The sequence below is a fragment of the candidate division KSB1 bacterium genome, assembly GCA_034505495.1.
Lineage (GTDB): Bacteria > Zhuqueibacterota > Zhuqueibacteria > Residuimicrobiales > Krinioviventaceae > Fontimicrobium_A.
Window position 1 is genome coordinate 26404 of sequence record JAPDQV010000025.1, and the last position, 25542, is coordinate 51945.

18 protein-coding genes are annotated in these 25542 nt (G+C 50.3%); 16 read left to right on the forward strand and 2 right to left on the reverse strand.

What is annotated here, in order from left to right; genetic code table 11:
• Positions 1-145: 145 nt before the first annotated feature.
• Complete coding sequence (locus tag ONB24_10420) at positions 146-2209, reverse strand: hypothetical protein (GenBank protein MDZ7316527.1); 2064 nt, start codon at positions 2207-2209, stop codon at positions 146-148.
• Positions 2210-2643: 434 nt separating this feature from the next.
• Here ONB24_10420 and ONB24_10425 point away from each other — a divergent pair, with 434 nt between their 5' ends.
• The 5 genes from ONB24_10425 (at position 2644) to ONB24_10445 (ending at position 12452) form a co-directional block, all read left to right on the forward strand.
• Positions 2644-3672 (forward strand): LacI family DNA-binding transcriptional regulator, encoded by a 1029-nt coding sequence (locus ONB24_10425; protein ID MDZ7316528.1) that lies wholly within the window; start codon positions 2644-2646, stop codon positions 3670-3672.
• A gap of 231 nt (positions 3673-3903) precedes the next feature.
• Complete coding sequence (locus tag ONB24_10430; GenBank protein ID MDZ7316529.1) at positions 3904-4920, forward strand: PorV/PorQ family protein; 1017 nt, start codon at positions 3904-3906, stop codon at positions 4918-4920.
• A gap of 57 nt (positions 4921-4977) precedes the next feature.
• Positions 4978-7944 (forward strand): TonB-dependent receptor, encoded by a 2967-nt coding sequence (locus tag ONB24_10435; protein ID MDZ7316530.1) that lies wholly within the window; start codon positions 4978-4980, stop codon positions 7942-7944.
• Positions 7945-7959: 15 nt separating this feature from the next.
• Positions 7960-11355 (forward strand): hypothetical protein, encoded by a 3396-nt coding sequence (locus ONB24_10440; GenBank protein ID MDZ7316531.1) that lies wholly within the window; start codon positions 7960-7962, stop codon positions 11353-11355.
• A 95-nt stretch (positions 11356-11450) separates the two neighbouring features.
• Entirely contained in the window at positions 11451-12452 is a 1002-nt protein-coding gene (locus ONB24_10445; protein MDZ7316532.1) for an aldolase catalytic domain-containing protein, read from the forward strand.
• A gap of 28 nt (positions 12453-12480) precedes the next feature.
• On the opposite strand, the gene ONB24_10450 is transcribed toward ONB24_10445, so the two are convergent.
• Positions 12481-15033 carry a DUF4038 domain-containing protein gene (locus ONB24_10450; GenBank protein MDZ7316533.1) on the reverse strand — a complete coding sequence of 851 codons (2553 nt, stop codon included), beginning with the start codon at positions 15031-15033 and terminating at the stop codon, positions 12481-12483.
• Positions 15034-15509: 476 nt separating this feature from the next.
• Here ONB24_10450 and ONB24_10455 point away from each other — a divergent pair, with 476 nt between their 5' ends.
• The 11 genes from ONB24_10455 to ONB24_10505 all read left to right on the forward strand — a co-directional run.
• Positions 15510-16061, forward strand: a complete 552-nt coding sequence (locus tag ONB24_10455; protein ID MDZ7316534.1) for a metal-dependent hydrolase — start codon at positions 15510-15512, stop codon at positions 16059-16061.
• Positions 16048-17016, forward strand: a complete 969-nt coding sequence (locus ONB24_10460; protein MDZ7316535.1) for a glycosyltransferase family 2 protein — start codon at positions 16048-16050, stop codon at positions 17014-17016. The genes ONB24_10455 and ONB24_10460 overlap by 14 nt, the downstream gene beginning before the upstream one ends.
• A gap of 20 nt (positions 17017-17036) precedes the next feature.
• A complete protein-coding gene (locus ONB24_10465) occupies positions 17037-17978 on the forward strand; it encodes a glycosyltransferase (GenBank protein MDZ7316536.1) in 942 nt (313 codons plus the stop codon).
• Positions 17979-17998: 20 nt separating this feature from the next.
• Complete coding sequence (locus tag ONB24_10470) at positions 17999-18952, forward strand: glycosyltransferase family 2 protein (protein MDZ7316537.1); 954 nt, start codon at positions 17999-18001, stop codon at positions 18950-18952.
• A gap of 8 nt (positions 18953-18960) precedes the next feature.
• The gene (locus ONB24_10475) at positions 18961-20022 is read left to right on the forward strand and encodes a glycosyltransferase (protein MDZ7316538.1); all 1062 of its coding nucleotides are present in this window, start codon (positions 18961-18963) and stop codon (positions 20020-20022) included.
• Positions 20012-21031, forward strand: a complete 1020-nt coding sequence (locus tag ONB24_10480; protein ID MDZ7316539.1) for an SDR family NAD(P)-dependent oxidoreductase — start codon at positions 20012-20014, stop codon at positions 21029-21031. The genes ONB24_10475 and ONB24_10480 overlap by 11 nt, the downstream gene beginning before the upstream one ends.
• Entirely contained in the window at positions 21028-22314 is a 1287-nt protein-coding gene (locus ONB24_10485) for a glycosyltransferase family 4 protein (protein ID MDZ7316540.1), read from the forward strand. The genes ONB24_10480 and ONB24_10485 overlap by 4 nt, the downstream gene beginning before the upstream one ends.
• The gene (locus ONB24_10490) at positions 22311-23138 is read left to right on the forward strand and encodes a ChbG/HpnK family deacetylase (GenBank protein ID MDZ7316541.1); all 828 of its coding nucleotides are present in this window, start codon (positions 22311-22313) and stop codon (positions 23136-23138) included. Before ONB24_10485 ends, ONB24_10490 begins: the two co-directional genes overlap by 4 nt.
• A gap of 283 nt (positions 23139-23421) precedes the next feature.
• On the forward strand, positions 23422-24135 hold the full coding sequence (locus ONB24_10495) for a glycosyltransferase family 2 protein (GenBank protein MDZ7316542.1): 714 nt from the start codon (positions 23422-23424) through the stop codon (positions 24133-24135).
• A 1-nt stretch (position 24136) separates the two neighbouring features.
• The gene (locus ONB24_10500) at positions 24137-25141 is read left to right on the forward strand and encodes an NAD-dependent epimerase/dehydratase family protein (GenBank protein MDZ7316543.1); all 1005 of its coding nucleotides are present in this window, start codon (positions 24137-24139) and stop codon (positions 25139-25141) included.
• Positions 25138-25542 (forward strand): DegT/DnrJ/EryC1/StrS family aminotransferase (locus tag ONB24_10505; protein ID MDZ7316544.1); only part of this gene is annotated, 405 nt, incomplete at its 3' end. The genes ONB24_10500 and ONB24_10505, both read left to right, overlap by 4 nt.

The window sequence follows — 25542 nt, forward strand, 5'->3', positions numbered from 1 at the left end:
CATAATCGCGCCGGACAGCATCCTGCAAAATTTCAGACATCGATGTGAGCGGCATCTATTCTCCTGATTTCTCGGATTGAAATTGAGGCAACGGATCAACAGAGGCCTATTTTGCTCGGCTCTAACTATCGGTTTGCCAAAACGCTTAAAAATAGATCGCAGGTATCAGCCTGGGCAATTGTTCCGTCGGGCGGCGTGAGCCGGAGACTATTTCATAGATCGCTTCGTTCGTGCGCGTCATGGTTTCCATAAGCTCCGGATAAGGACGGTTGCAGATATCGACCAGTCCGATGTTGTAATTTTCGCCGTCGAATCGGCCGAGAATCGGCTGATCGTTGAGCTGAAAATAATGGGCGCCCACCAGGTCCGGCTGTGCTGCGGCCTGTTCGACGTAATAGCGGTAGGCAACGCCGCGTTCGGCCTGCGAGACCACGCCGCGGATGCCGGTCGAAGGCAACCCGCGGTCGATCGCGCCGTGATGAAACTCGCCGATCAAGACCGGTCGTCCCGACCTGCGGGCAATTTCGGCTACCGTGGCGGGATCGGGCCGCTCGGTGTAAGAGTTGATCGAAAAGACGTCAAAGTACTTGCCGCCGACATAGCACAAGTCGGAGCTGATCCAGGCGTAACGAATGCCAAGATTGAGATGATGCGGATCGAGACGGCGCAGAGCCTCACAGGGAAGCCGCAGGTATTCGTCGACCATGAGGGCGGAAAATTCCCACAAGTCTTTCTCGGCCTGCTGCGACAACTTGGCGGCGTCCAAAATCGCGGTCGTCAATAGCTCATCGAAAGATGAAAAGGGTCTTTGCCAAGCGGAAGAAAAGCGCGAGACGTCGCCTGAATAACGGGAGCGCAGCCAGGCGACGAGCTGTTTGCGGCTTTCCGAGGGCGTTGTCGTCGCCAGCATTTCCGAGGCAATGTTGTTTTGTCCGAATGCCCACAACGGCTCGTTGTCAAGAAAGTAACCGATGAGATAAGGATCATCCTTGAAATCTAAGATCTGGCCGGCGAATTTCTCCGCTGCTTCCTTGTATTCCGGGGCAAAAACATCTGGAAAATCTCGATAGAGAAGGACGCGGGTAGACGGAAAGCCGCGCAGCGGCCAGACATAGGGCAGCTTGGCGCTCTTGATCAGTCCTAAATCCGACCAGTTGCCGATGGTGTTAAAGCGGCATTGAAGCAAAAGTCCGCGCGTCGTCTGTCGCCATTTTTGCTCCCAATCGCTGCCGAAGACGCGGATCCAGTTGGCGGTCAAAAAACTTGCGGCGTACATACCCCTGCGGCCGCCAAGCGCCGGTTTATAGATCGATGTGGAATCGGGAAGCCATTCGAAAAGATCCTCCATACCAGAAACAGGACCGAATGAGCTGGGAATCGAAACATCCATGCCGACGCTGAAAAAGGCATAGCCGTCCGGATCGACAAGCCACCATCGGTCGTCTTTAACCACGCGGAAAAAACCGGTGCCGGCAAACCGTTTTCTCTTCCAGCCGCCGTAGGACGACCAATCGTCGGGGAATTGGCCTTTAGCCGTCGAGTTAACCAAAGCGGTCAGGTCCTCGCTTAACTGCCGCTCGTCGCGTGTTTTGCCCGGCCAATCGCGCATCTTCCACTGACCAAAGCGATCCACGATCGGCTTTTCTTTCGGCAGGGGTTTGGGCTCTTCGGTCGTCAAAAATACGCGCTCGATGGTCAAGTTGGCGGTGTATTCGGATGAAATCGGCTCAAGCGCCAGGGTGACCTTGCCGATGCGATCCTGCGGCAGCCGATTGCCGGGCATGGTGCCTTTCAGCTGCCGCGGCCGTCTTGCCATGAAAAAGGTTTGGCCGTCCAAATAGTCCAAAGGTACCACCAATCGAGTTTTGAGCTGCGGAAGAATGCCGATCTTGGCTGAAATCCGCGGCTTTTCCAGATTTTCGGCATCGTAAAAGTGCACCCAAAGAATGTCGCTATGGAGATCCTCATGGTACGCGTCGACGACCAAAAACCCGGCGTGATGCCACGGCACCTGCTCGACAGGAAGCTGAATAACCTCCTCATTTGAAGCAGGCGAGAAAGCGAGCGCTCGTCCTTTCACCTCCGCCGACTGTGGCAAGTTGGACAAACGGGCCAAATCAAAAGTGTAGAGCGCCGACCCCTCATTAGAGTCGAGGCAACTGTGAAAGAGGGTAACGACTATGGAAAAAAGCATTAAAATTCTTTTCATGGCAATTCACCAATAATAAAGTTGTAAAAGCTGCAGGATTACAATCGACCAATACTGTTTTTCAGCAGCATTTTATGAATATTTTCGCGATAATAAAACTTTTTTCTGCTGCAAACGGCTAATCCTTGAAGTATCGGTCAAAAACAAAGCGCCCATAAAAATGAATCATGTATACTCATAATTCCACACAAGATTACTGATTTCGGATTATATTCTCCACAATGTTGATGAAATCAGCAAAAAAGATAAAAGACTTACGAAAACTATTTCGTACGTTTCATGTTTCTCGAATCTTTGAAACTTTTACTTGACTTTTTTTGCCGCTAATTTTATTTTGCATTTGTATAATGAATGTGAACAAATGACTGCTGATTGCATTTTTAATTAATCAGCTTTTTTTAATAAGAATTGCGTGAACGATAACGCATAAGTAGATGGCCACCCTAAAAGAAATTGCTGAGATGGCTAACGTTTCACTCGGGACGGTGGATCGAGTGATTCACAATCGGGGTAGAGTTGCAGCGGAAACCGCCGCGAGGGTGCGCCGCATCGTCGAGCAGGTAAATTACCGACCGAATATACTGGCCCGCAGTCTTTCTTCTGCAAAGACTTTTCACTTCGGCATTCTTGTACCTTTTCCCGAACAGGACGGTAACTATTGGTATTTGCCTCGGCAGGGTATCGATCGAGCTGCCGAAGAGCTGCAGGTCTATAAAGTTGAAATCGAGTATTTCCCTTACGATAAATACGATGAAAACTCTTTTGCAGCAGCGGCCCAGCAGGTGCTCAAGAATATTCATCAGATCGACGGCTTGCTGATAGCCCCTGTACTTTCAAAAGCCGCAGAAAAATTCATAACTCAGCTCCCCAAACGCCTCGCTTATATCTTTCTTGACTCCTATATACCCAAATCCCACTGTCTCAGCTATATCGGAGAAGACTCCTTTCAGAGCGGCCTTCTGGCGGCCAAATTAATGTCCTTGTTGACCCATGACGGAAAAAGCGCCGTAATTAAAGCCATTCCGTTCAATTATCATATCGAAGATCGTGTGCGCGGCTATCTGAGCTATTTCGAATCGCGGCCGTCAGCCGAGGTGTTAGTGTTCGAAGCCAGTTCTCAAGATTCCTGTTCTTTTCAAAATGCTGCAGCGCAGATATTAGAGCATCATCCGGAAATCAAAGGCATTTTTTGCAGCAATGCTTGTTCTTTTCAAGTCGCCAAGGCGGTTTATGCAAGCCGTCGGCGCATCTCCTTGGTAGGTTATGACCTGGTCAAAGAGAATATCGAGTGGCTCGAAAAGGGCGTCATCGATTTTCTCATCAGCCAGAGATCCGAAATTCAGGGTTACAATGCCTTGTACCGGCTCTACCGGGCTGTGGCGTTGAAGGAAAAGATCGAACCGGCGCTGTATGTGCCTTTAGACATCGTGACAAAGGAAAATCTGCGATACTATCAAAATTAAGCTTTTGATCTTGTCGGCGCAGCAAGCGAGCGCCGTTAAAGACAGATTTGCGTCGAACTAATTCTTATAGCACATAATGAAAGGTTCAATCGTTAGATGGTACGATCAATTTGACGGCGGCGCCTTCATCAATTGGGCTCAGGCAATATGCCGAAGAATTGATTCAGGTTGTAAAATGTTTGCGATGAAAAAGCAAACAGGGATTATTAACGCATAGAAAGGAGAAAGGGTATGAAGCAGGCAGTTTTGGTTTTTTGCGCATTGCTTGTCGTTGCGCTTCCGCTTTTTTCTCAGAATGTGACGAAAGTGGGGACGACGGCGGCGGGATTTTTGAACATTGATGTGGGAGCGCGTGCGATCGGTATGGGGGGAGCCTATGTTGCGGTGAGCGACGATGCGATGTCGATGTACTGGAATGCGGCGGGGATCTCGCGGATCAACGGGAGTCAGGCGGTGTTTACGCACAATCGGTGGTTGGCGGACATTGCGTTTAATTATGCCGGGTTTGCGATGAATTTGGGGAATTTGGGTGCGATAGGGTTGAATGCGCAGTTTATGACGATGGACAAGATGGAGCGGACGACGATCATGGAGCCTGACGGGACGGGTGAGTTGTTCAGTGCGGGGAGTTACGCGTTTGGTTTGGCGTATGGTCGGAATTTGACGGATCGGTTTTCGATTGGGTTTAATTTCAAGTATTTGCGTGAGGAGATCTATCATTCGAGTGCGTCGGGGATAGCGTTTGACATTGGGACGTTGTTCGACACGCAGTATCAGGGTTTGAAGATAGGGATGAGCATATCGAATTACGGGACGAAGATGCGGATGGAGGGGCGTGACATGTTGATACAGACGGACATAGATCCGTCGATATCTGGGAACAACTATAATATTAATGCGAATTTGGCGACGGACGCGTTTGATTTGCCGTTGATGTTTCGGGTGGGGGTATCGATGGATGTGTTGAAGGGGTTGGGGAACAGCAATTTGATATTGGCGGTGGACGCGCTGCATCCGAACGATGATGTGGAGTATGTGAATGTGGGAGCGGAGTACACGTACGGGAAGATGTTCAGTTTGCGTGGGGGCTACAAGACGTTGTTTGCGCGGGATTCGGAGCAGGGTTTATGTTTTGGAGCCGGGATCAATTATTCGTTGGGGGGTATGCGGTTGATGTTGGACTATGCGTATCAGGATTTCGGCGTGCTCAAGGAGATTCAGATGTTCACCGTCGCCTTGGGATTCTGAAAAACATGAAATCCATGCCTTAACGATACCGCATTGCGAAAGGAAAGGAAGAACCCTATGAATAAAACACCAAGAATCCTTCTGATTCTGGGCATTTTGGCAATCCTTCTCGCGCCGTTTGTGAGCTATGCCGGTACGACCGGAAAAATTGCCGGCCGCGTTTACGACGCCGAATCGAAGGAGCCGTTGCCCGGAGCAAATGTAATTGTCGAAGGCTCCACGATGGGCGCCGCCAGTGACCTTAACGGCAACTATAACATCCTCAACCTTCCTCCGGGACGCTATACTCTGACGGTCAGCATGATGGGTTACAAAAAAGTACGCGTCTCCGACGTGCTGGTCAAGATCGACATGACGACGACGCAGGATTTCGCTCTGCAGCAGGAAGTCATTGCCGGCGAAGAAGTAAGCATCGTTGCCGAACGGCCCTTGGTCCGCATGGACATGACCTCATCGCTTTCTTCCGTGGGTTCGGAGGAAATTGCCAAGCTGCCGGTGCAGAGCGTACGCGACGTTTTAGAGCTGCAGGCAGGCATCGTGCGGTCCGGCAATACGCTGCATATCCGCGGCGGCCGTGGCGGCGAAGTGGCTTATTGGGTCGACGGCGTTGCAACGACGGATGTGTTCTCCGGCAGCATGGGCGTTACGGTCGAGAACTCGGCCATCGAAGAACTGCAGGTGGTCAGCGGTACCTTCAATGCCGAATACGGCCAGGCAATGTCGGGCATCATCAACATCATCACCAAAGAGGGACAGAGCCACTACTCCGGTATGCTGCGCGGTTATGTCGGTGATTATGTCAGCGGCGCCAATGAATTCGCCATACTGGAAAGGATCGATACTTTTACTGATCCGCAAACCGGTGCCGTGGTACAAAAAGCCAAGAGTGAAAATCCTCTGAAATATTTCAACCCCACTTATAACGGCGAGTTCAGCCTTAGTGGTCCGATTCCCGGCACCAAGGATAAATTGACTTTCTTTACCAACGGACGTTATAATTCCTGGACGGGTTATCTCTACGGCCGTCGCTGGTTCACACCTCAAGGTAACCCCGGCGACAGCAGTTTGGTGCCGATGAGCGCCGGTAAGCGCGGCTCGTTGCAGGGTAAACTTTCATGGAAAATATCCAACTCGATAAAGGCGAGCTATAACGTCTTTTGGAATGCTTGGAAAAATCCAAGAAGCTTTTCCAAAGATTGGAAATATGTACCGGACAGCCGCGCACAGCAGTTCGGCGAAGGCTGGACGCAGATCCTTAACTTCAACCATGTGCTTTCACAAAAGACGTTTTACGAAGTCAAACTAAACCGGTTTTATAACGAATATCAATCTTATCTTTACAAAGACCCGACGGCAATGCCTAAATATCTGGTTTCGGTTCCTGAAGACACGGCCAATGATATCGCCGCTCAGGTCTTTGATCCGAACACGCCGGAAGGAGCTGCCTTTCTGGAACAGCTCCGCGCTCTGCGGGTCAAATTTTTCTACATTATCGACCCGAACGGCCCTGCAGGTTATGTGCATCCGGATTCGGCGTCGGCGCCGACCACTTACAGCTTTAATAACGTCGGCACGGACTTGAACCGCTACTGGCGCAGCACCGCCTATACGGTCGGCAAATTCGATCTCACCAGTCAAATCAATAACATTCATCAAGTAAAGGGCGGATTCGAGTTCCGCAGCCATGAACTCAAATTGGATTCTTATACGCTGCGTGCTAAAATCGATCCGAACAGCGGCTCGCAGATTGTGCCGTTCCAGCCTTATGTCCCGGAGCCGTGGAGCGCCTATCGCGAGAAATATACGCGCACACCGAAAGAGTTTTCGGCTTACCTGCAGGACAAGCTTGAGCTGAAAGAAATCATTATCAATGCCGGTCTACGGTTCGATTATTTTGATCCCAATCATGTCAAGATTGCCGATCCGTCTGATCCGAGCATTTACACGCCGCTCAAGCCTGAGCACAAGTGGAAGAATCCAACTGCCCCCAAAGAGGAGCGCATCGAATACACGCCGGATGAACGCCGCGCCTTTATGCATAAGAGGGTCGATCCCAAAATGCAGCTGAGTCCGCGTTTGGGCATCGCTTATCCGATTACCGATAAAGGCGTTATCCATTTCTCGTACGGTCACTTTTTCCAGATTCCCGAGTTTCAGTATCTTTACTCCAATCCGGATTTCAAGATCACCGAAGGTGGCGGTTATTTTCTGATGGGCAATGCCGATCTCAATCCGCAGCGGACGGTGATGTACGAAATCGGGCTGCAGCAACTGCTTACCACCGACATCGGCATAGACGTCACTTTGTTCTATCGTGACGTGCGCGACTGGGTAGGCACCAGCCCGCTCATTCAAACGCCGATGCCGAGCATTCAGTATGCCCAGTATGAAAATAAGGACTATGCCAATGTTCGCGGCGTAACGCTCAAATTTGAAAAACGGTACAGCCACGGCTTCTCTGCTCGAGTGGATTATTCTTTCCAGATTGCCGAGGGAACCTACTCAAACCCGACGGATGCCTTTAATGCCATCCAGGCGAAGGAAGAGCCGCGTTTGAATTTGATTCCTTTGAATTGGGACCAGAATCATACGTTGAACGGCTCACTGATTTGGGATTACCGCGGCTACACGTTTTCCCTCATCGGGCGTTATTGGACCGGCAGACCCTACACACCTAGCTTCCCGGTCGGTTCTGTTGTAGGCGGAGCGGCGTTGATCGGTCTCAAGGAGAACAGCGAACGCCTGCCGAATCAAAAGAGCGTGGATTTGTACATCAATCGAAAATTCATGATGAGCGGCCGCCTCGGCTTGAATGTCTTTTTGAACATTTATAACCTGTTCGACATCCGTGACGAAGTGGCGGTATACAGCGACACCGGTTCGGCGGACTATACGACGACCGTCCGCCCGTGGGCGATTACTTATAATCCGCGGCGCGTCGGTACTGTCGATGATTATGTCAAGCAGCCGGGCTGGTATACGGCGCCGCGCGAAATTCAACTAGGATTCTCCCTGGAGTTCTAAGGAAGGAGAAGGAAAATGAACAAACTTTTTGGAGTTCTTTTATATCTCGTCGTCACGGCTCTTTTATCAGCTTCGGCATGGGCGCAAATGCAGGGACTGCACGGCGACTTTGCTTATCATAAAAACGGTGTCCATGCCGGAAACCAATTTCGTACGACGATCTATAACGACGGTACCTTCGGCAGCAAGGAAACAGGCGACTATTCCGGCGAATGGCCGATCAACTCGGGTCATATTTACATGATCGACGGTAACGTTTTCGTCGGTGCCGAGGTTATCGATGCGGCCGGCGATGTAAAACATATCGTCAGCACCGTGACCAGCGCCGGAAAAGGCCAGCCGGGACAGTGGTCATCGGGCGACACCGGACCGAACGGAGAGTGGTGGACTTTTCTACCTCTGCCGAAATTCGCCAATGAAGATACCAACAAGCTGGCGATGAGCAAATGGAAATGGTCCTGGCCGCCGTATTGGCCGGATAAAATTGACGATCCGGTAGATCCGGGTTGGCCGGGAAAGTGGAACGGTTATTTCGGCAAAGATATTTTCAATGCCGACGAGGAAGCGTTTTTTGTATCCGACGATTACCAGAATAGAGAGTTTAATTTCTATCCGGACAAAAACGACAGCTCGCGCCGAGGGCTCGGCATCAGAATGTGGGTACGTACATTCCAATGGTCGAATGCGCTGGTTGAAGACGGTATGTTCGCGCTCTTTGACCTGGAAAACATCGGCACCTATGAGCACGACAAGGTGGCGTTCGGCTACAAGTTCGGCAACAATATGGGCGATACCATGACCAGCGGCGACGGCGGCGACGACATGGGCGCCTTTAATCAAGCGCTCAATGTCGCCTACTTGTACGACTATGACGACATCGGCGGCGGCGGCTGGACGCCGGTCGGTTATTTCGGCGGCGCCTTCCTGGAAAGCCCCGGCAACCCGTATGACGGAATCGACAACGACGGCGACGGCGGCAACTTTCCTGGACCTGTCATTGATGAGAGTTTTTTTGCCCCGAAAACTTTGGCCGTCGGCGATGACATTGTGCTGATCGATTACAAGACCTTTGAACGTACTCTGACAAAGATGCCGAATGACACGGTTAGAGTACATTATCAGGATCTGGTTTTCAAGTTCTGGCCCGGAAAAACGGTTGCCGAAGTGCCGAACAACCTTGTCGACGACAACCTCAACGGCATTATCGATGAGACAAACGGCTCTACCCTCGGCACGCCGCCGAATCAGGTTACCCGTTATCTTTTTATGGGCTTGAAATACATTAACTATTTTACCGGCGAAGGAAAAGATAATCCCCTTTTGGATGAACGTCGCGATGATTTTATCGATAACGACGGCGACTGGAACGTGCTTACCGATGATGTCGGTATGGACGGAGTGCCTTACACCGGCGACCCGGGCGAAGGCGACGGTGTCCCGACATCCGGAGCCTTTACCGAATTCCCGGGCGAACCTCACATTGATAAAGTCGATATCGACGAAACCGACATGCTCGGTCTGACCAGTTTCAAGCTTTATGAGTGGCCGGATATGCCGCACTATGAAGATGAACTGGTCTGGAAGAACATTACTCCGGGCTATTTCGACAATCTGCTTGAAAATTTGAACATCGAGCTGCTCTACGGTTCCGGCTATTTCCCGATGCCGCCGCTGCGCATCGAACGCTTCTCCATGGGCATCTTTTGCGGTATCAGCCTGGATGACTTTTTGGTCAATACTTACTGGTTTACAAAGGCCTATAATGAAAACTATAATTTCTCCAAGGCGCCGCTGGTGCCCAACGTGCGCGCCGTGGTCGGCGACAAACGTGTGACGCTCATCTGGGATGACATTGCAGAAAGCTCGGTCGATCCGATCGCCGGCAGAGACTTTGAAGGTTATCGTATCTATCGCTCTACCGACCCAGGCTGGAATGATATGACGCCCATCACCGACGGCTACGGCTCAAAGACATTCCTCAAGCCTATTGCTCAATTCGATTTGGTTAATGAGCACAAAGGCTATGCGCCCATCTCGATTAAGGGAATCCGCTTCTATTTGGGCGACAATACGGGTTTGGTGCACACTTGGACGGATACGACCGTCCGCAACGGACAAAAGTATTATTATGCCGTGACTTCCTACGACCACGGTATGCCGGAGGCTGGTATAGCACCTTCCGAATGCTCCAAGTTTATCTCGATCTCAACCAGCGGCGAGATCGACAAAGGTGCCAACGTCGTCATCGTTCGGCCCGAGGCGCCGGTTGCAGGCTTTTTGGATGCAGAGTTGAAAGATTTTACGGCTGTTGAAGGCGGTCTGGCCACCGGCAAGATAGGCTATCAAATTGTCGATCCTGCAGCCATTAAACCGAACGGCCAGTATCAAATTGTCTTCGAAGACACAGTCATTAAAACCGCCAACAACACCTTTGCGCAGGCGACAAAGAACTTTTCCTTGATCGACAAACTCACCGGTAAGCGGCTTATCGATCGCAGCACCGAGTTGACACCCGGGGCGGAACTGCCCATGACCGACGGCTTCCGCCTCAAGCTTTTCAATGAAGCTGAAACGGTAGTGCCGCCGAGCGGAGTAAGAGCAAGTTCGCTGGCTATGTATGCACCGGTTGTCTCTGTTTTTCGTTATAGCCGGCTTGTCGGTACTGCAGTTGCAAATGACTATATCATTGAATTCGGCGAGGTGGGCATCGATACCTCGCAGTCTTTTGTTGTATCGGCGACGCGAACGCTGCCTAGAATACCGGTCAACTTTACGGTCAAATATCCCAATACGGGTAAAAAAGTACCGTTCGCCTTTTGGGAAAATGATGCCCTGAAAGGCGAAGAGGGCATGATGACCGCCTTTACTGACAAAACGCGGTCCGATCAAATTATCTTCTTGGAAAAAGTCGGCGAAGAGATAGTTCCCTCATGGAGCCTGACGTTCGATTCGGCGACTCGCGACAGTCTGCATCGCAACCCATTGCCCGGCGAAACCATCACGATCAAAACGCTGAAGCCGTTCCTGGCAAGGGATGTTTATGAATTCACGACCGTCGAACAGAGAATCGATCCGGAATTAGCAAAAGCGCAGATGGATCGAATCAAAGTAGTGCCCAATCCGTACATCGTCAGCAATTCATGGGAGCCTATCAATCCCTATGCGAACGGTCGCGGTCCGCGCGAACTGCATTTCATCCATCTGCCGAAGAAATGCACGATCCGCATATTCAACGTGCGCGGGCAGCTGGTGCGCGAGCTGGAGCATGAGTCCGATTCGATCAACAACGGCACCTTGATCTGGGATATGCAGACTAAAGATCGACTTGACATCTCCTACGGCGTCTATATCTACCATGTGGATGCCGGCGAGTTGGGAGAGAAAATCGGCAAGTTCGCAGTCATCAAATAAATAATGCCTTCAGTATTTTCAAGCCTCGAGGCGCAACGCCTCGAGGCTTTTTTTTCGGAACGAGACGATAGCAAACGTCATGCATAGGGAAGCAGATGGACAGACAGGATGGAAGCGACATGACGGCATTTGACGAAATATGGGTCAGCGGCAGGTCGGGGCTCAAGTTGCTCGACTGCACTATACGCGACGGCGGCCTGATGAATAATCACCGTTTCAGTGAAGATACCGTAAAAGCGGTCTTTAATGCATGTGCAGCCTCCGGCATCGATATTATTGAAATCGGCTATAGGGCTTCTAAGAAAATCTTTTATCCGAACGATTACGGCAAATGGAAATACTGCAGCGAAGAAGATGTTCGACGAATTGTGGGAGAAGGCGAATACGAAATCAAGCTTGCGGTGATGACCGATGCCGAACGAACCGATTATCATGAGGATATTCCTCCAAAGGAAAAAAGCATCTTTGAGGTCATTCGCGTTTCCACTTATGTTCACCAGCTTCCTGAAGCCGTCGACATGATTCACGACGCGCATCAAAAAGGCTATTTTACCACCGCCAATATCATGGCGGTTTCAAAGGTTACCGAAGCTGAACTTGACCGCGCGCTGGAAATGCTCGTGCAGACGGAAGCGCAGGTATTTTATCTTGTAGATAGTTATGGAGCGCTCTATCCCCATCAAGTGCGCTATTTGATCGAAAAATACGCAAAATATGCCAGACCGGAAGGCAAGTTAATCGGCATGCACGCCCATAATAATCAAGAGTTGGCTTTTGCAAATACCTTGGAAGCCATTCTTACAGGAGCGGATATTGTCGACGGGACACTGGCAGGATTAGGAAGAGGAGCGGGCAACTGTCGCTTGGAATCGTTGGTCAGTTATCTGCGCAATCCGCGTTACCAATTGGCCCCGTTGCTGGATTGCGTCGCAAAGTTCATAGAACCCTTACGCAAGGACCTTAAATGGGGATTCGATGTTCCGTATCTTTTAACCGGGGTTATGAACCGCCACCCTTCTGCAGCCATAAATTTTAACAATTCTCGTGATCGAGGAGATTATCTAAAGTTTTACAACTTGTTGTTGGAATCAGAATAAAGAGCTCGGGAGAAACCCGAGCTCTTTATTAGGGCTTATTGACTACCAAACCGGTCGGCGGCGCCGGCGGAATGGTGTCCAGAATGGTGCCGATGTGCAAAACCCATTCGCCTGTAAAGGGAGGCGTCAGCGTAACCGAACCGCCGCCGGTCACTTTTGTGATCGAAGAATGTTCGTTCGTTTTGGGGTTCATCCATTGCACGTCCAAAGTCCCTTTTACAGCAGACAAATTGATGGTCACGGGGCCACCGTTACGGGAGTAGACGACATATTCATTGCCGGGATCGGCCAAGCAATAGCCGTTATTGACCAGTGCATCGTTTGGGGACATTTTCCACCACTGCGTTTTTTCCATAAACGCCATGGCCCACATCAGTTCCAATTGCTGCTGCATGTTGGCTTCCGGATCCCAGCCGCCTTTGTCCGGCGCATACGTGTGATAGAATCCTGCTGTGAAGAAACCGCCGGCAGTAAAGATTTCCCACGCGCCGCGGCGGCAGTCTTCATTATCGTGGTAATCGGCATAGGCATATTCGCCGTTGACCACCGGTTTAGCGGCTTTTGATCGGTCATTCAGGATGTTCTGATGAAAAGCAATCGGCCATTGCTGCATGGAACATCCGAACCATTTTTCCCATACAAATTCACTGCTGCTTTTGCTGCCGCCGGGATGCAGCGTGATAATGTGCTTATAGGGATCACTGCTGTAAACCGTGTTGCCGTAACTGATAAACTGTGACCTTGTCCGACCACCTTCCTCAATCGCTTCAGTGTATTCGCCTGAAATACACCAAATAACGTTGTATGCAGCCCAACGTGACACCAAATACTTGATATAACGTATAAATTGATCGTCTGAAAATTTGACCAATTCCTGCGCCCAGGTAAAAAAGATGACCGGCACGATGCCCTTTGCATTTGCGTATTCAATACGCCGGTCGATCCATTGAAAATAGGCGGGGTTCAGTTTATCGTAATTTTTTCCGGTCGACAGCAACTCAAAGGCTGTCCCGCCCTCGTTTGCCCAAAAAGCATCGCCGTTAATGTAACTGACGACAATGGATTGAACAGCGTTGTAGCCTTGTGATGCACGAAGGTCGATGTAAAACTTGTACCTTCCTTCGAATGGAAATACCTGCGTAAATGCACGCCAACAGGTTTCGCCTTTCCATAGCCATGGTGTACCGTCATCCCACATAAAAGTATATGGATATTGAGGATTTTGTCGGATAAATCCCTTGTTTTTCGATTCAACGACCGTAAAGCTGCCCGTTTTCGTAAATTGCGGGATCGACCCTGAAATGCTGTAAGTCCATTGTCCCGCTTCCGTCGGGGCCATACGCACTTTCCAAATATCGCCGCCGTTCCAAAAGCCGTCGATTTCTATGGTTTTGGTCGGACCTTTAAACACACCTCTAAGGCGATAACCCGTATATTTATTTCCTCCCAATCCTTTTACGATAATGGGAACTTCGAAAACGCCGTATTTCTCAACAACCTGATTATCCAGCGGCGCGGTTGTAAAGGAAGCGGTAAAGGGAGTACTCAATGGGTTTCCGGTATAGTCTTTGATCTCTCTGCCGACTGTTATTGTATACATTGTTTCCGGTTTGAGTAATTCGCTGAGTTCAAAAAAAACCGTGTTTCCAGAAGACTTTAATGTGCCGGAAATAGGAGGTACAATGCGTATTCCGTTCGCAAGAGTGCTTAGATCAATAGCTTCGTTAAAGGTTACCGAAATGTAGCTGTCCAAAGGTACGTTCGAGTTCCCCGCCGGAGGTGTTACTCCGACCACGGATGGGGGGGTGGTGTCGACATTACGATAGAATTTGAAATTTAAATAAGTAATGCCGACAGGCGCCTGCATTTTAAAAATTCCTTTGCATCCAAGTCCAGACCCGATTCGCATGCTGTGATTGGGGGGCGCATAGGGGCACCCAAACGACGTAAAGTCCGCATGCGCATAAAGTTGATTATCGATATAATAGTACATATGCCCCTGTCCCCATTCCAATTTCACATGAAATACTTTGTCTTTTTGCCAGGGCACTTTGCCATATTCAATTTCAAAGGCATGCGGGTCATCTTCATAGCCTCCCCACAAAGCGGCAATATTGGCGCGAAAACGTCCGCATTGCCACTTCCATTGATCACCGACGACATACCCGAAAATATGCAGTACAACTTTCCAAGGGTTATGCCATTGGCGAATCCCGTTGGGATATTGACCATACCAAACGTTATTATCATCGCGATCCCACATTGTAAAAAGTGAATAATGCATATTTTCATCACCGTTTGGATCAACATTGGGAAAGACAGAGTTGCTCGCCCAGATACCTTTAACCTGGAACTCGATCCTCCCGTATGAACAAGTTGGGATATCGTATTGAATATAGTCATTTACAGTGAGTGTCTTCCAGCCTTCGGAAGTCCATGTTCCGCCGTTCACTTTACCCACCGTTTTTTTGGTGGAAAAATCTTCCGAAATTTCAAGCACTTCTTCCGCCTTTCCCGCCAAGCTTATGAACAGCCAAGCATAGATGATAAATGCCGTGTTGAACCGCCAATGGGTAAACATTGCTTGGTACTCCTTATTGTTAAGTTTTACCGTCCTAATCTTTACAATTACTTTGCCAAATAGTGTAGACAAAGTGACACAGCGGGAAAAGATGATGATAATGGCATGAAAATAAAAAATATAAACCTATGTTAATTGTCTTGTTTTATTTCGATTTTGGGCTTAAAATGACCAGGCTTCAAGACTATTGAAGTATGAAGTTGTCCTCTTGATGCCACATTTGTTCGAAGAATAAGAGATTAGAGAGATGAAATAATTGTTTTATGGTGATCGGTCGGAGGGTGAACGGATGCTTTTAGCAACACATTAGCTCAAAGGCTGATTCAATCATGAAAAAATATGTTGCCTCGAGCGATCAATTGAGAGGTCGGATTTACAATTGGAAATGTTCTCAATGCTTTGTATTTTATAAGGTACTTTAATTTTCTGCCTAAATTACGAAAACGATGGGCAGACAAGACAACCGGAGTTCATGGATGCCGACCCCTGTAGGGCACCTGTTGGCGGGTGAAATCATTCGCCATACGTCTCGAATAGTAATAACGCGGCGGCATCGATTGATGGGTGTTGCCGTGCTTTTCTTTTCGCTATTGCCCGATATAGACTTTTTTTTCGGAATACCGATCGGCGACATCAATCGATATCATCATCTTTTTACGCACAGCCTGTTGTTTGTTATTTTGGCCGGAACTGTAGGCGGACTTTTGCTTGGCTCATCACCGAAAGAGCGATTTTTATTTTCTGCGCTTTTCGCTCTTGTCGGTACAAGTCATTTGCTTTTGGACTGCCTGGCCGTCGATCGGCGGCCGCCTCTCGGTTGTCCGCTTTTATGGCCCGTCCGGAATCGCTTTTTTATTTCGCCTGTTTTGCTGTTTTCCGACGTTTCACGGCCTTCGGAACCGAGCCGATTTCTCGTCGGTCTATTCAACAGTCATAATTTGCGAACCGTTTTACTCGAGATCGCTTTATTGGCGCCGCCTTGCCTTGCAAGTTGGATGTTTGTGAGGAGCCGAATTGCCAAGAAATAATCGACCTTATCTATCCGTCGTCATACCGTTTTATAATGAAGCGGAAAATATTGAACGTCTGTGGGAAATTCTCTATGCTTCGCTTCTCGAACTGCAAAAGCCGTTCGAGATCATCTTTGTCGATGACGGCAGTTGCGACGGAACGCGCGAGATCATGCGGCGGCTGGCGGCCCAATATCCTCAATTGCGCGTGATTTTATTTCGCGCCAATTTCGGACAGTCTGCCGCCATGGCGGCAGGTTTTGAAGCCTCCCGCGGCAAAGTGGTCGTGGCTATGGACGGTGATCTACAGAATGATCCCCGCGATATCCGTCGGGTCGTAGCCAAGATCGAGGAAGGATACGATGTGGTCAGCGGTTGGCGCAAAAATCGCCAGGACAAATTCCTTTCGCGCAAGATTCCGTCTATGATCGCCAATCGCATCATTTGTCGCGTGACGCATGTCGAGCTTCACGACACCGGCTGCTCATTGAAAGCATTTCGCGGCGACCTGCTGCGCAGAATTGCCCTCTATGGAGAGCTGCATCGCTTTATTCCGGCTCTTCTTCGTATGGAAGGCGCTAAAATCACCGAGCTCCCTGTTCAGCACCATGCCAGACTGTACGGAAAATCAAAATACAACATTTCCCGAACGTTCCGAGTCATCATGGATTTAACGACGATCCATCTGCTCATGAAGCATCTTCACAATCCGTTGGCCTTTTTTACGCCTTTTGCGCTGGCTGCCGGAATCGGCGGGCTGTTCAGTTTGGGTACGGCTGTTGCCGAATTGTTCCGGCCTCAACTCAACATTGATGTTCTCAATCTGTCGATCATTCTGACGATTCTTTTGTGGTCTGCTTCTTTTATGTTCTCAAGTCTCGGACTGGTGGCTAAATTGATTGTGGCCGGCGGTGAGAGAAGATCGTTCAGCATCGACCCTCATGAAGAAATGAGAAACATGGACTCGCTGTGAACCTAAAGCACCCAAAGGATATGGCAAAAACAGCTAAAATCAAGATTTCGGTCATCATTGCCGTACAAAATCAGCAGGAATTTCTGCCTTCTTTGACGGCGGACCTTTTGCAGACCTTATCTGCTGTCGAATCGTTTGAAATTATTTTTGTGGATGACGGCAGCACCGACAACTCTTGGCAAGTACTCCAACAGATTGCCGAACAGCACCGTAATGTTCGCGCGATCAAGCTGCGGACAGCCTTCGGCGAGTCTTCGGCGCTGGAGGCGGCCATGGAAACTGCCGCAGGAGAAGAAATCATCTATCTGACATCGAGAGTCCGAGCTCGGGCGCAGGATTTGGTGAAATTTATTGACAGGCTGAAGGAAGGGACGGATGTGGTCGTCGGTCGGCGGCTGCCCAGGCGGGATTCGATTATCAATCGCCTAGTATCACGACTCTTTAATTGGGTGACAAACCGTCTGACCGGCATCAATCTGCACGACATTAACAGCGGCGTGTTGGCCGTGCGCAGAGAGGTTCTAGAATGCGTGCCTTTTTACGGCGCCCTCAACACGTTTCTTCCCGTATTGGCGTTTCGTCAAGGTTATCGCATTACCGAAGAAACCATCGAGCAACTGCCGGGTCGATTCGCGGTTTCTTTGCGGCCCAAGGATTATGTGCGCCGTTTTCTCGATCTTATCAGCGTTCTCTTTCTCAGCAAATACTCTAAGAAACCGCTGCACTTTTTGGGTTTTCCCGGTATGATTCTGACGACTGTCGGCGCGGTGATCGATATCTATCTCTTTTTCTATCGGCTCTTTGGATTCGGAGGCATTGCCGGAAGACCAATGCTCCTCCTGGGAACCGTGCTTTTGGTTATCGGCCTGCAGATGATTGCCATCGGCTTGTTGGGTGAAATGATCATCTTTACGCACGCCCGTCAGATTCGCGAATACAATATCGAGGAAATAATCAACTGACTGATTGAACGGATAACGCCTTGAAGCTCATTATTCAAATACCCTGCTATAACGAAGAAGAGACCCTGCCGATCACTCTGGCTGAACTGCCGCATAAGATCGACGGGATCGATCAAATCGAAATTTTGATCATCAACGACGGCAGCACTGATCGCACTGTGGAAATTGCCCGACGGCATGGCGTTCATCACATTGTCAATCTGAACAGAAATAAGGGATTGGCTTATGGTTTTATGGCCGGACTGGATGCGTGTCTGAAATTGGGCGCCGACATTATTGTCAATACGGACGCAGACAACCAATACAAGGGCGAAGACATAGCCAAGCTGGTGGCGCCGATTCTGGCCGGAAAGGCGGATATGGTCATCGGCGATCGGCAGACTTCGCAAATCGAACACTTTTCATGGTTCAAAAAGCTGCTGCAGCGCTGGGGCAGCTGGGTGGTGCGTCAGGTTTCCGGCACGGACGTGCCCGATGCGACGAGCGGCTTCCGTGCCCTTTCGCGAGAAGCGGCGCTGCGTATGAACGTCGTTTCGCAATTTACTTATACCCTGGAAACCATCATTCAAGCCGGCAAGAAAAGCATGGCGGTTGCGCATGTCCCGGTCCGTACAAACCCCAAATTGCGCGATTCGCGTCTGTTCCGCGGCAATTGGAGCTACGTTAAACGCTCGGTTGCAACGATCGCCCGCATTTATACGATGTACGAGCCCCTCAAGATGTTTTCCTATCTCGGCGGACTGATGTTCGGCATTGGTTTCCTCATCGGATTGCGTTTCCTTTATTTTTATTTCATGCACGGCGGGGCCGGACATATTCAATCCCTTATTCTTGCTGCGGTTTTGCTGATTGTGGGCTTTCAAATCATTGTCCTCGGCTTTATGGCGGACATTATTGGTTCCAACCGGCGGCTCATTGAGGATGCCCTTTATCGCTTAAAAAAACTTGAACTGTCGCGCGACGAGTCGAGGTGACGCACCCCATGAAAGTCTTGTATGTTGCGGGCCGGGAGGCGGAATACTCGCGCACTCGAATCGTGCGAAAAGCGCTTGAAAAACAGGGCATCGAGGTCATCGGCTGTTTTCCTCCCGATAAATCCTTTCGGCACTATCCTAAACTTGTTTTGAAAGCCGCACGGGAAGCCAAAACGTGTGACCTTGTGCTCGTCGGCTTTTATGGGCAAATTATTCTTCCAATTATTCGGCTGTTGACACGCAAGCCGATCCTTTTTGACATGTACATTGCCACCTATCACACGATGGTGGAAGATCGAGAGAAGGCCAGAGAAGGCACTTTCAAAGCTTGGCTGTACAAGTTGAGCGATGTAATTGCCTGCCGAATGGCGGATCGCATTGTTTTAGAAAGTCAGGACCATATCGACGAGTGCGTTCGACTTTTTCGCGCCCCTGCAGCCAAGTTTCGGCGTATTTTTCTGGCTGTCGACGATGAGGTCATCCATCCGCGTCCCGGCAAGAAAAAGGGAGACCACTTTCTCGTCCATTTTCACGGAGAGTTTGCTCCGTTCCACGGAGTGAGAACAATATTAGAAGCGGCTCGCCTGCTGCAAGATGAGAATATTCGCTTTCGAATCATTGGGCGCGGCATCACTTATGAGCGGGATCGCCGCTACGCTGAAGAATTGGAACTGACAAACGTTACGTTCATCGATCCTGTACCCTATGAAAAGTTGGCCGATTATATGGCGCAGGCCGACCTTTGTTTAGGCATTTTCGGAGAAAATCCCCGTACGCTGCGGGTAGTCACCAACAAGGTCATTGAATCCATTGCCATGGCCAAACCGCTTATCACCAGCCGCAATGCGCCGGTGCAGGAATTATTGACCCATCTTGAAAGCGCTTTTCTCATCGAGCGGGCTAATCCGCAGGCGTTGGCCGATGCCGTTCGCCGTCTCCGTGACAATGAATCTCTCCGAGTGCGCCTCGGTGAAGGCGGCTATCGAGTCTTTCAGAAACATTGCACGCTTGAGGTGCTGGGTCGACAGTTCAAAACCATTATCGAGGAAATGGTCAATAATGGAAAATGAGTTTTCGCAGTTGAGAAATAAGCCGGTTCTGATTACCGGCGGCTTGGGATTTATCGGCAGCAACCTGGCGCATCGCTTGGTGCAGGAAGGCGCTCGGGTAACGCTTTTTGACGCCTGCCTGGAACCATACGGATGGAACTGGACCAACATCGAAGAGATCCGACAGGATGTTCGGGTCATTGTCGGCGATGTGCGCGACTATGCGGCGCTTAAGGAGGCTGTCGAGGGTCAAGCGTATATCTTTCATCTGGCGGCGCAGGTGGGACGGGAGGTTTCAATGGCCGACCCGTTTCTGGACATCGACATTAACTGCAACGGCACCATCAATCTGTGCCGTATTCTTGCCGAGACCCGGAACTGTGCCAAGGTGGTCTATGCTGGCAGTCGAGGACAAATCGGCGAGCCCCGCTATGTGCCCGTTGATGAGGCACACCCGACGGAGCCGACCGATGTTTACGGCATCAACAAGCTGGCGGCGGAAAAGTATCTGCTGCTTTACGGCAAAATCTACGGTTTTCCGGTCGTTTCTTTGCGTTTGAATAATGTGTATGGCCCCCGCTGTCAAATGGTGCACGGCTATTACGGCATCCTCAATTGGTTCATCCGCAATGCCATGACCGGCTCCGACATCACCGTCTACGGCGACGGGCTGCAGACGCGCGATTATGTCTACATCGACGACGTGGTCGACGCTTTTGTGCGGGCGGCGGTTTCAAAGCATGCGAACGGCGAAATTTATTTTATCGGCTCCGGTGTGGAAACCGTTTTCCTGGACATGGTCAAAGAGGTGATTAGCGCCGTGGGCAGCGGACGATATGTACACGTTCCTTTTCCGCCGGAGCGGGAGAGCATCGACATCCGCCGGTTTGTCGTCTCGTACCGAAAATTTCAAGAAGCGACAGGCTGGCAGCCGGTAATTGATCTCAAGGAAGGTATCCGCCGCACGGTTGCTTTCTATCGCGAACGGCTGCCGAAATATCTGAACAAGCAGCGAGAGGCTCGGGCATGAGCCGATCCGTTCGGCCGCTGCGCGTCGGCTTTCTGCACAACGCTTTTCCGATATTGTCGCAGACCTTTGTGAACAAAGAGATGATCGGTTTGGAAAAGCATGGATTGCCGATCCGCATCTATTCGCTGCTGCGACCTTCTGAGAATGAGACCGACAAAAGCTTCCCTGTCGAGCGTGTCACCTATTTGCTTGACCGGCTGACAATTTGGAAACTTTTATTTTCTCACCTTCAGCTTGCAGCGATTGCTCCATTGCGATATTTTCAAACAGCACTATGGGCGCATCATCATCGAAACAAGAGGGTGAGTTTTTTCTCATTCCTACGCGCTATGATGCATCCGCAGCATGCGGAAAAGGCCGCACGACAGGATGTACGGCTTCATTTTGTTCTGGCCGCGCCGGTTGCTATAAAAATGCATAAAGACGGTATCACCTTTATCAATTCGCACTTTGCCGATGCCGCCTCCAGCTTTGCCATGCTCGCAGCCAAGCTGCTTGGACTCGATTACGGTGTTACAACCCACGCGTATGACATTTTTACGCCGCAGTTTTTATTGGCCGAAAAACTCGGCGGCGCCCGTTTTATTTTGACCTGCACAAAACATAATTGGGAAGCGCTACGCGAGCGCATGGGACCAGAGATTGCGAAAAAGTGCCGCGTCTTTTATCACGGCATCGACACGGGTCGATTTCAGAGAAACCAGCGTCCGTATAATGTCGTGCCGAAAATTCTTGCCCTCGGAAGGCTGACGCCGAAAAAGGGCTTCGATTTGCTCCTTGATGCGTGCCGCGTTTTGCGCGAACAGCAGGTTGAATTTCACTGTACGATCGTCGGCGACGGGCCTCAACGCCGATCGCTTGAGGATCAGATCGATCGATTGGGACTGAATGCCCAGGTTGCTTTGGTCGGAGCCGTGCAGCCGCCGCAAACGCGCGAGTTTTATGAAGAGGCGGATCTTTTTGTCCTGCCTTGTCGAATTACAAAGGAGGGCGACCGTGACGGAATCCCGAACGTCATTGCCGAGGCCATGGCGATGGAACTTCCGGTTGTCTCGACGAATATATCCGGTATTCCCGAACTGGTTGCGGATGGAGAAACCGGCTTGCTGGTGCCGCAAAATGATGTCGACGCACTTGCGGCGGCGGTGCTTCGTCTGCTAAAAAATAAGGATAAGAGGCTTAAATTCGGAGCAGCCGGACGTGAACGCGTCATTAAAATTTTTGATTCACCGTCGTGCTTGAATGAATTGTATCGGTTTTACATCAACGAACTGAGCCGATGAACATAATCCGATTGGTCGTAAATGCGGATGATTTCGGGCGGGCGCCGGAGGTCAATGCCGGCATCGAGCTCGCCTTTCGCGATGGTATTGTGACCAGCACGTCGATTATGACCAATTTCCCTGCTTTTGAGGAGGCCGTTGAACTTGCCGTTGAGCGGCGCATACCGGTCGGTCTGCATGTGAATTTGACGGAAGGCAAACCATTGTCCGATGCCTCGCTAATCCCCTCGCTGGTAGATGTCGAAGGCCTATTTCCAGGTAAAGTCGAATTTTTTATGCGGGTCAAGCGCAGGCAGATTTCCCCTGTCGAAGCGCGTCGCGAAATAGAAGCTCAATTGGCAAAGGCCGCGCAACGACTCAGCCTCGATCACCTCGACGGCCATCATCATGTTCATACGGTGCCGATGATTGCCGAGATTTGCCATGACCTGGCCGTTGCTGCCGGCATTCCGTTTATCCGCTATGTATCGCGTCCCAAGTATTTCTTTCCTCTGCATGCCGCCCTTCAACAATGGACGCAGCACGCCGTAATCGGCAAAGGTTTGAAGCCGCGGCTGCGTTGTGCCGACCATTTCTGGGGTTATGAGCTATGGTTGGCGGAAGACAAAGAAAGGGCGCTTGATCGAGTCATCGGCTCTCTCAGACCGGGGCTGAATGAGCTGATGTGTCATCCGGCCCTTCTCGGCGACGGACCTAGGACTGCTCGAGATCGACAGAGGGCAAACGAGCTTTATGCGTTGTGCGGCGAAAAAGTCAAAGAGAAAATTGTCCGTCGAGGGATCGTGCTGACAAACTTTGCCGAGGCGGCGGACAGATCAACATAAAGAGTGCATTTTCAATAATTCACTATGGGCAAATTTTGCCTTGATTCTCGCGATGCCCCTTGTTAACTTTCAGAACGGTTTGTTTTTATGCAGCAAAACAGTACTCAAAAGCCGATCGAAACGGCTGGATTCTTTAAGCGGTCGATAAAACGTGAAAAGTATCGGCCGTGCGCTCAGGATGTCGAATTCGTTTCTGATAACGTACAACGTATCTTTTACGCGTTTGGGATGCAATGCAATTGAATGGCTGAACTGAAAACTGGAAAAGGTATTGGACTGCCAAATGGAAAAGTTGTCATTATCGATTTTCTTTCCGGTGTACAACGATTGGGGGACGATCGGCAGCATGGTCGCGTTTGCCGTCATGACGGCCGAAAAAATCTCTAATGATTATGAAATTATTCTTGTGGATGACGGTAGTCGCGAGCAGACCAAGGAGGTCGTCCGCTTTTTAGCCGAACGGTTTCCGCAGGTGCGGGTGATCACGCACGAAAAGAACCGCGGTTACGGCGGCGCCTTAAAGAGCGGGATTGCAGCTGCGACGAAAGAATTCATCTTTTACACCGACGGAGATGCTCAATACGATGTCCGGGAACTGCTGCTCCTTGCTCGAGCCATGAACGATCAGGTCGATGTCGTAAACGGCTGGAAAATTAAACGCCATGATCCGTTTTACCGGGTTTGGCTGGGCAAGATGTATCAATATTCGGCCAAATGGTTGTTTCGCCTGCCGATTCGAGATGTCGACTGTGATTTTCGCCTCATGCGCAAATCAGCATTCGAAGGAATTCAGTTGGAATCCAACAGCGGGACCATTTGCGTAGAGATGATCTATAAACTCGCACGTAAGGGCGCCCGATTTGTCGAAGTACCGGTCACCCACTTTTTCCGCGTCAGCGGAAAATCGGAATTTTTCAACTTCAAGCGGTTGGTGCGCGTGGCAAGGGACTTGAGTTCGCTGTGGATTCGCTTGGTTCTTTTGGGGAGAGAAAACTGACATGCCGAGACGAGCGGCTTTGCCGGAAATATTTGCCGGAAAAAAAGTCATGATCACCGGCGGGTTGGGATTCATCGGCAGCAATCTGGCGCATCGATTGGTTGCCTACGGCGCCGAGGTATTGATTGTCGACTCTTTAATTCCCGATTATGGAGGCAACCTTTTCAATATTCATGGCATTGAGGACAAGGTGTGTGTCAATATTGCCGACGTGCGGGATCAGTACAGCATGAGATATCTGGTGCGCGGGCAGGATTACATCTTTAACCTTGCGGGTCAAGTGAGTCATATCGACAGCATGAACGATCCGTTTACCGATCTGGAGATCAACTGCCGCGCTCAGCTGTCGATCCTGGAAGCCTGCCGTCACAACAATCCGCACGTCAAGATCGTCTTTGCCGGTACCCGTCAGCAATACGGCAAACCCGACTATCTGCCGGTTGATGAAAAGCATCTGCAGCATCCGACCGACGTCAACGGCATCAACAAAATGGCGGGGGAGTGGTATCATATTCTGTACAATAATGTCTACGGCATTCGTGCTGCTTCTTTGCGCCTAACCAACACCTATGGCCCGCGTCAGTTGATTCGCCACGATCGCCAAGGGTTTATCAGTGTCTTTATCCGCAAGATTCTCGACAATGAAACCATCCTCATCTTCGGCGACGGCAAGCAAATCCGCGATTTTACTTATGTAGAAGATGTCGTTGATGCCTTTCTTTTAACAGCCGCTTACAGCGACTGCGACGGTCAGATTTTTAATCTGGGCGGCGATGAGCCGATGCGTCTCATCGATTTGGTCAAGCTGATGATCGAAATTGCCGGTCAGGGCAGTTATAAGCTGGTCCCTTTTCCGCCGGAGAAAAAGCGCATCGACATCGGTGACTATTACGGCGACTATCGTCGAATCTATGCCACTTTGGGATGGAAATACCGCGTAACCCTGCGTGAAGGGCTTGCCAAAACTTTTGAGTTTTATCGAAAATACGGAGAACATTACCGGTGACGGATATACAGAGACCTGAAATTCCTTTTGGGGATTTGAAACGGCATTACGAGCGGATCCGCCCGCAGATAGACCAGGCCGTTCAGCGCGTATTGGCAAGCGGCTGGTTCATTCTCGGCCGGGAGTTGGAAGCTTTCGAGCAAAGCTTTGCGCAGCATATCGGCAGCCGTTTCGCGGTCGGCGTAGGATCGGGGACCGAGGCGCTTCATCTGGCTCTGCTTGCCGCGGGTGTAAAACCAGGCGATGAGGTGATTACCGCGCCCAACACGGCGGTGCCGACCCTGTCGGCCATCAGCTTTGCCGGTGCAGTACCTCGGTTTGTCGACATCGATCCACAGACCTACTGTCTGGATGCCTTTAAACTCGAAGCTGCCATAACACCAAGGACCAAGGCGATTGTC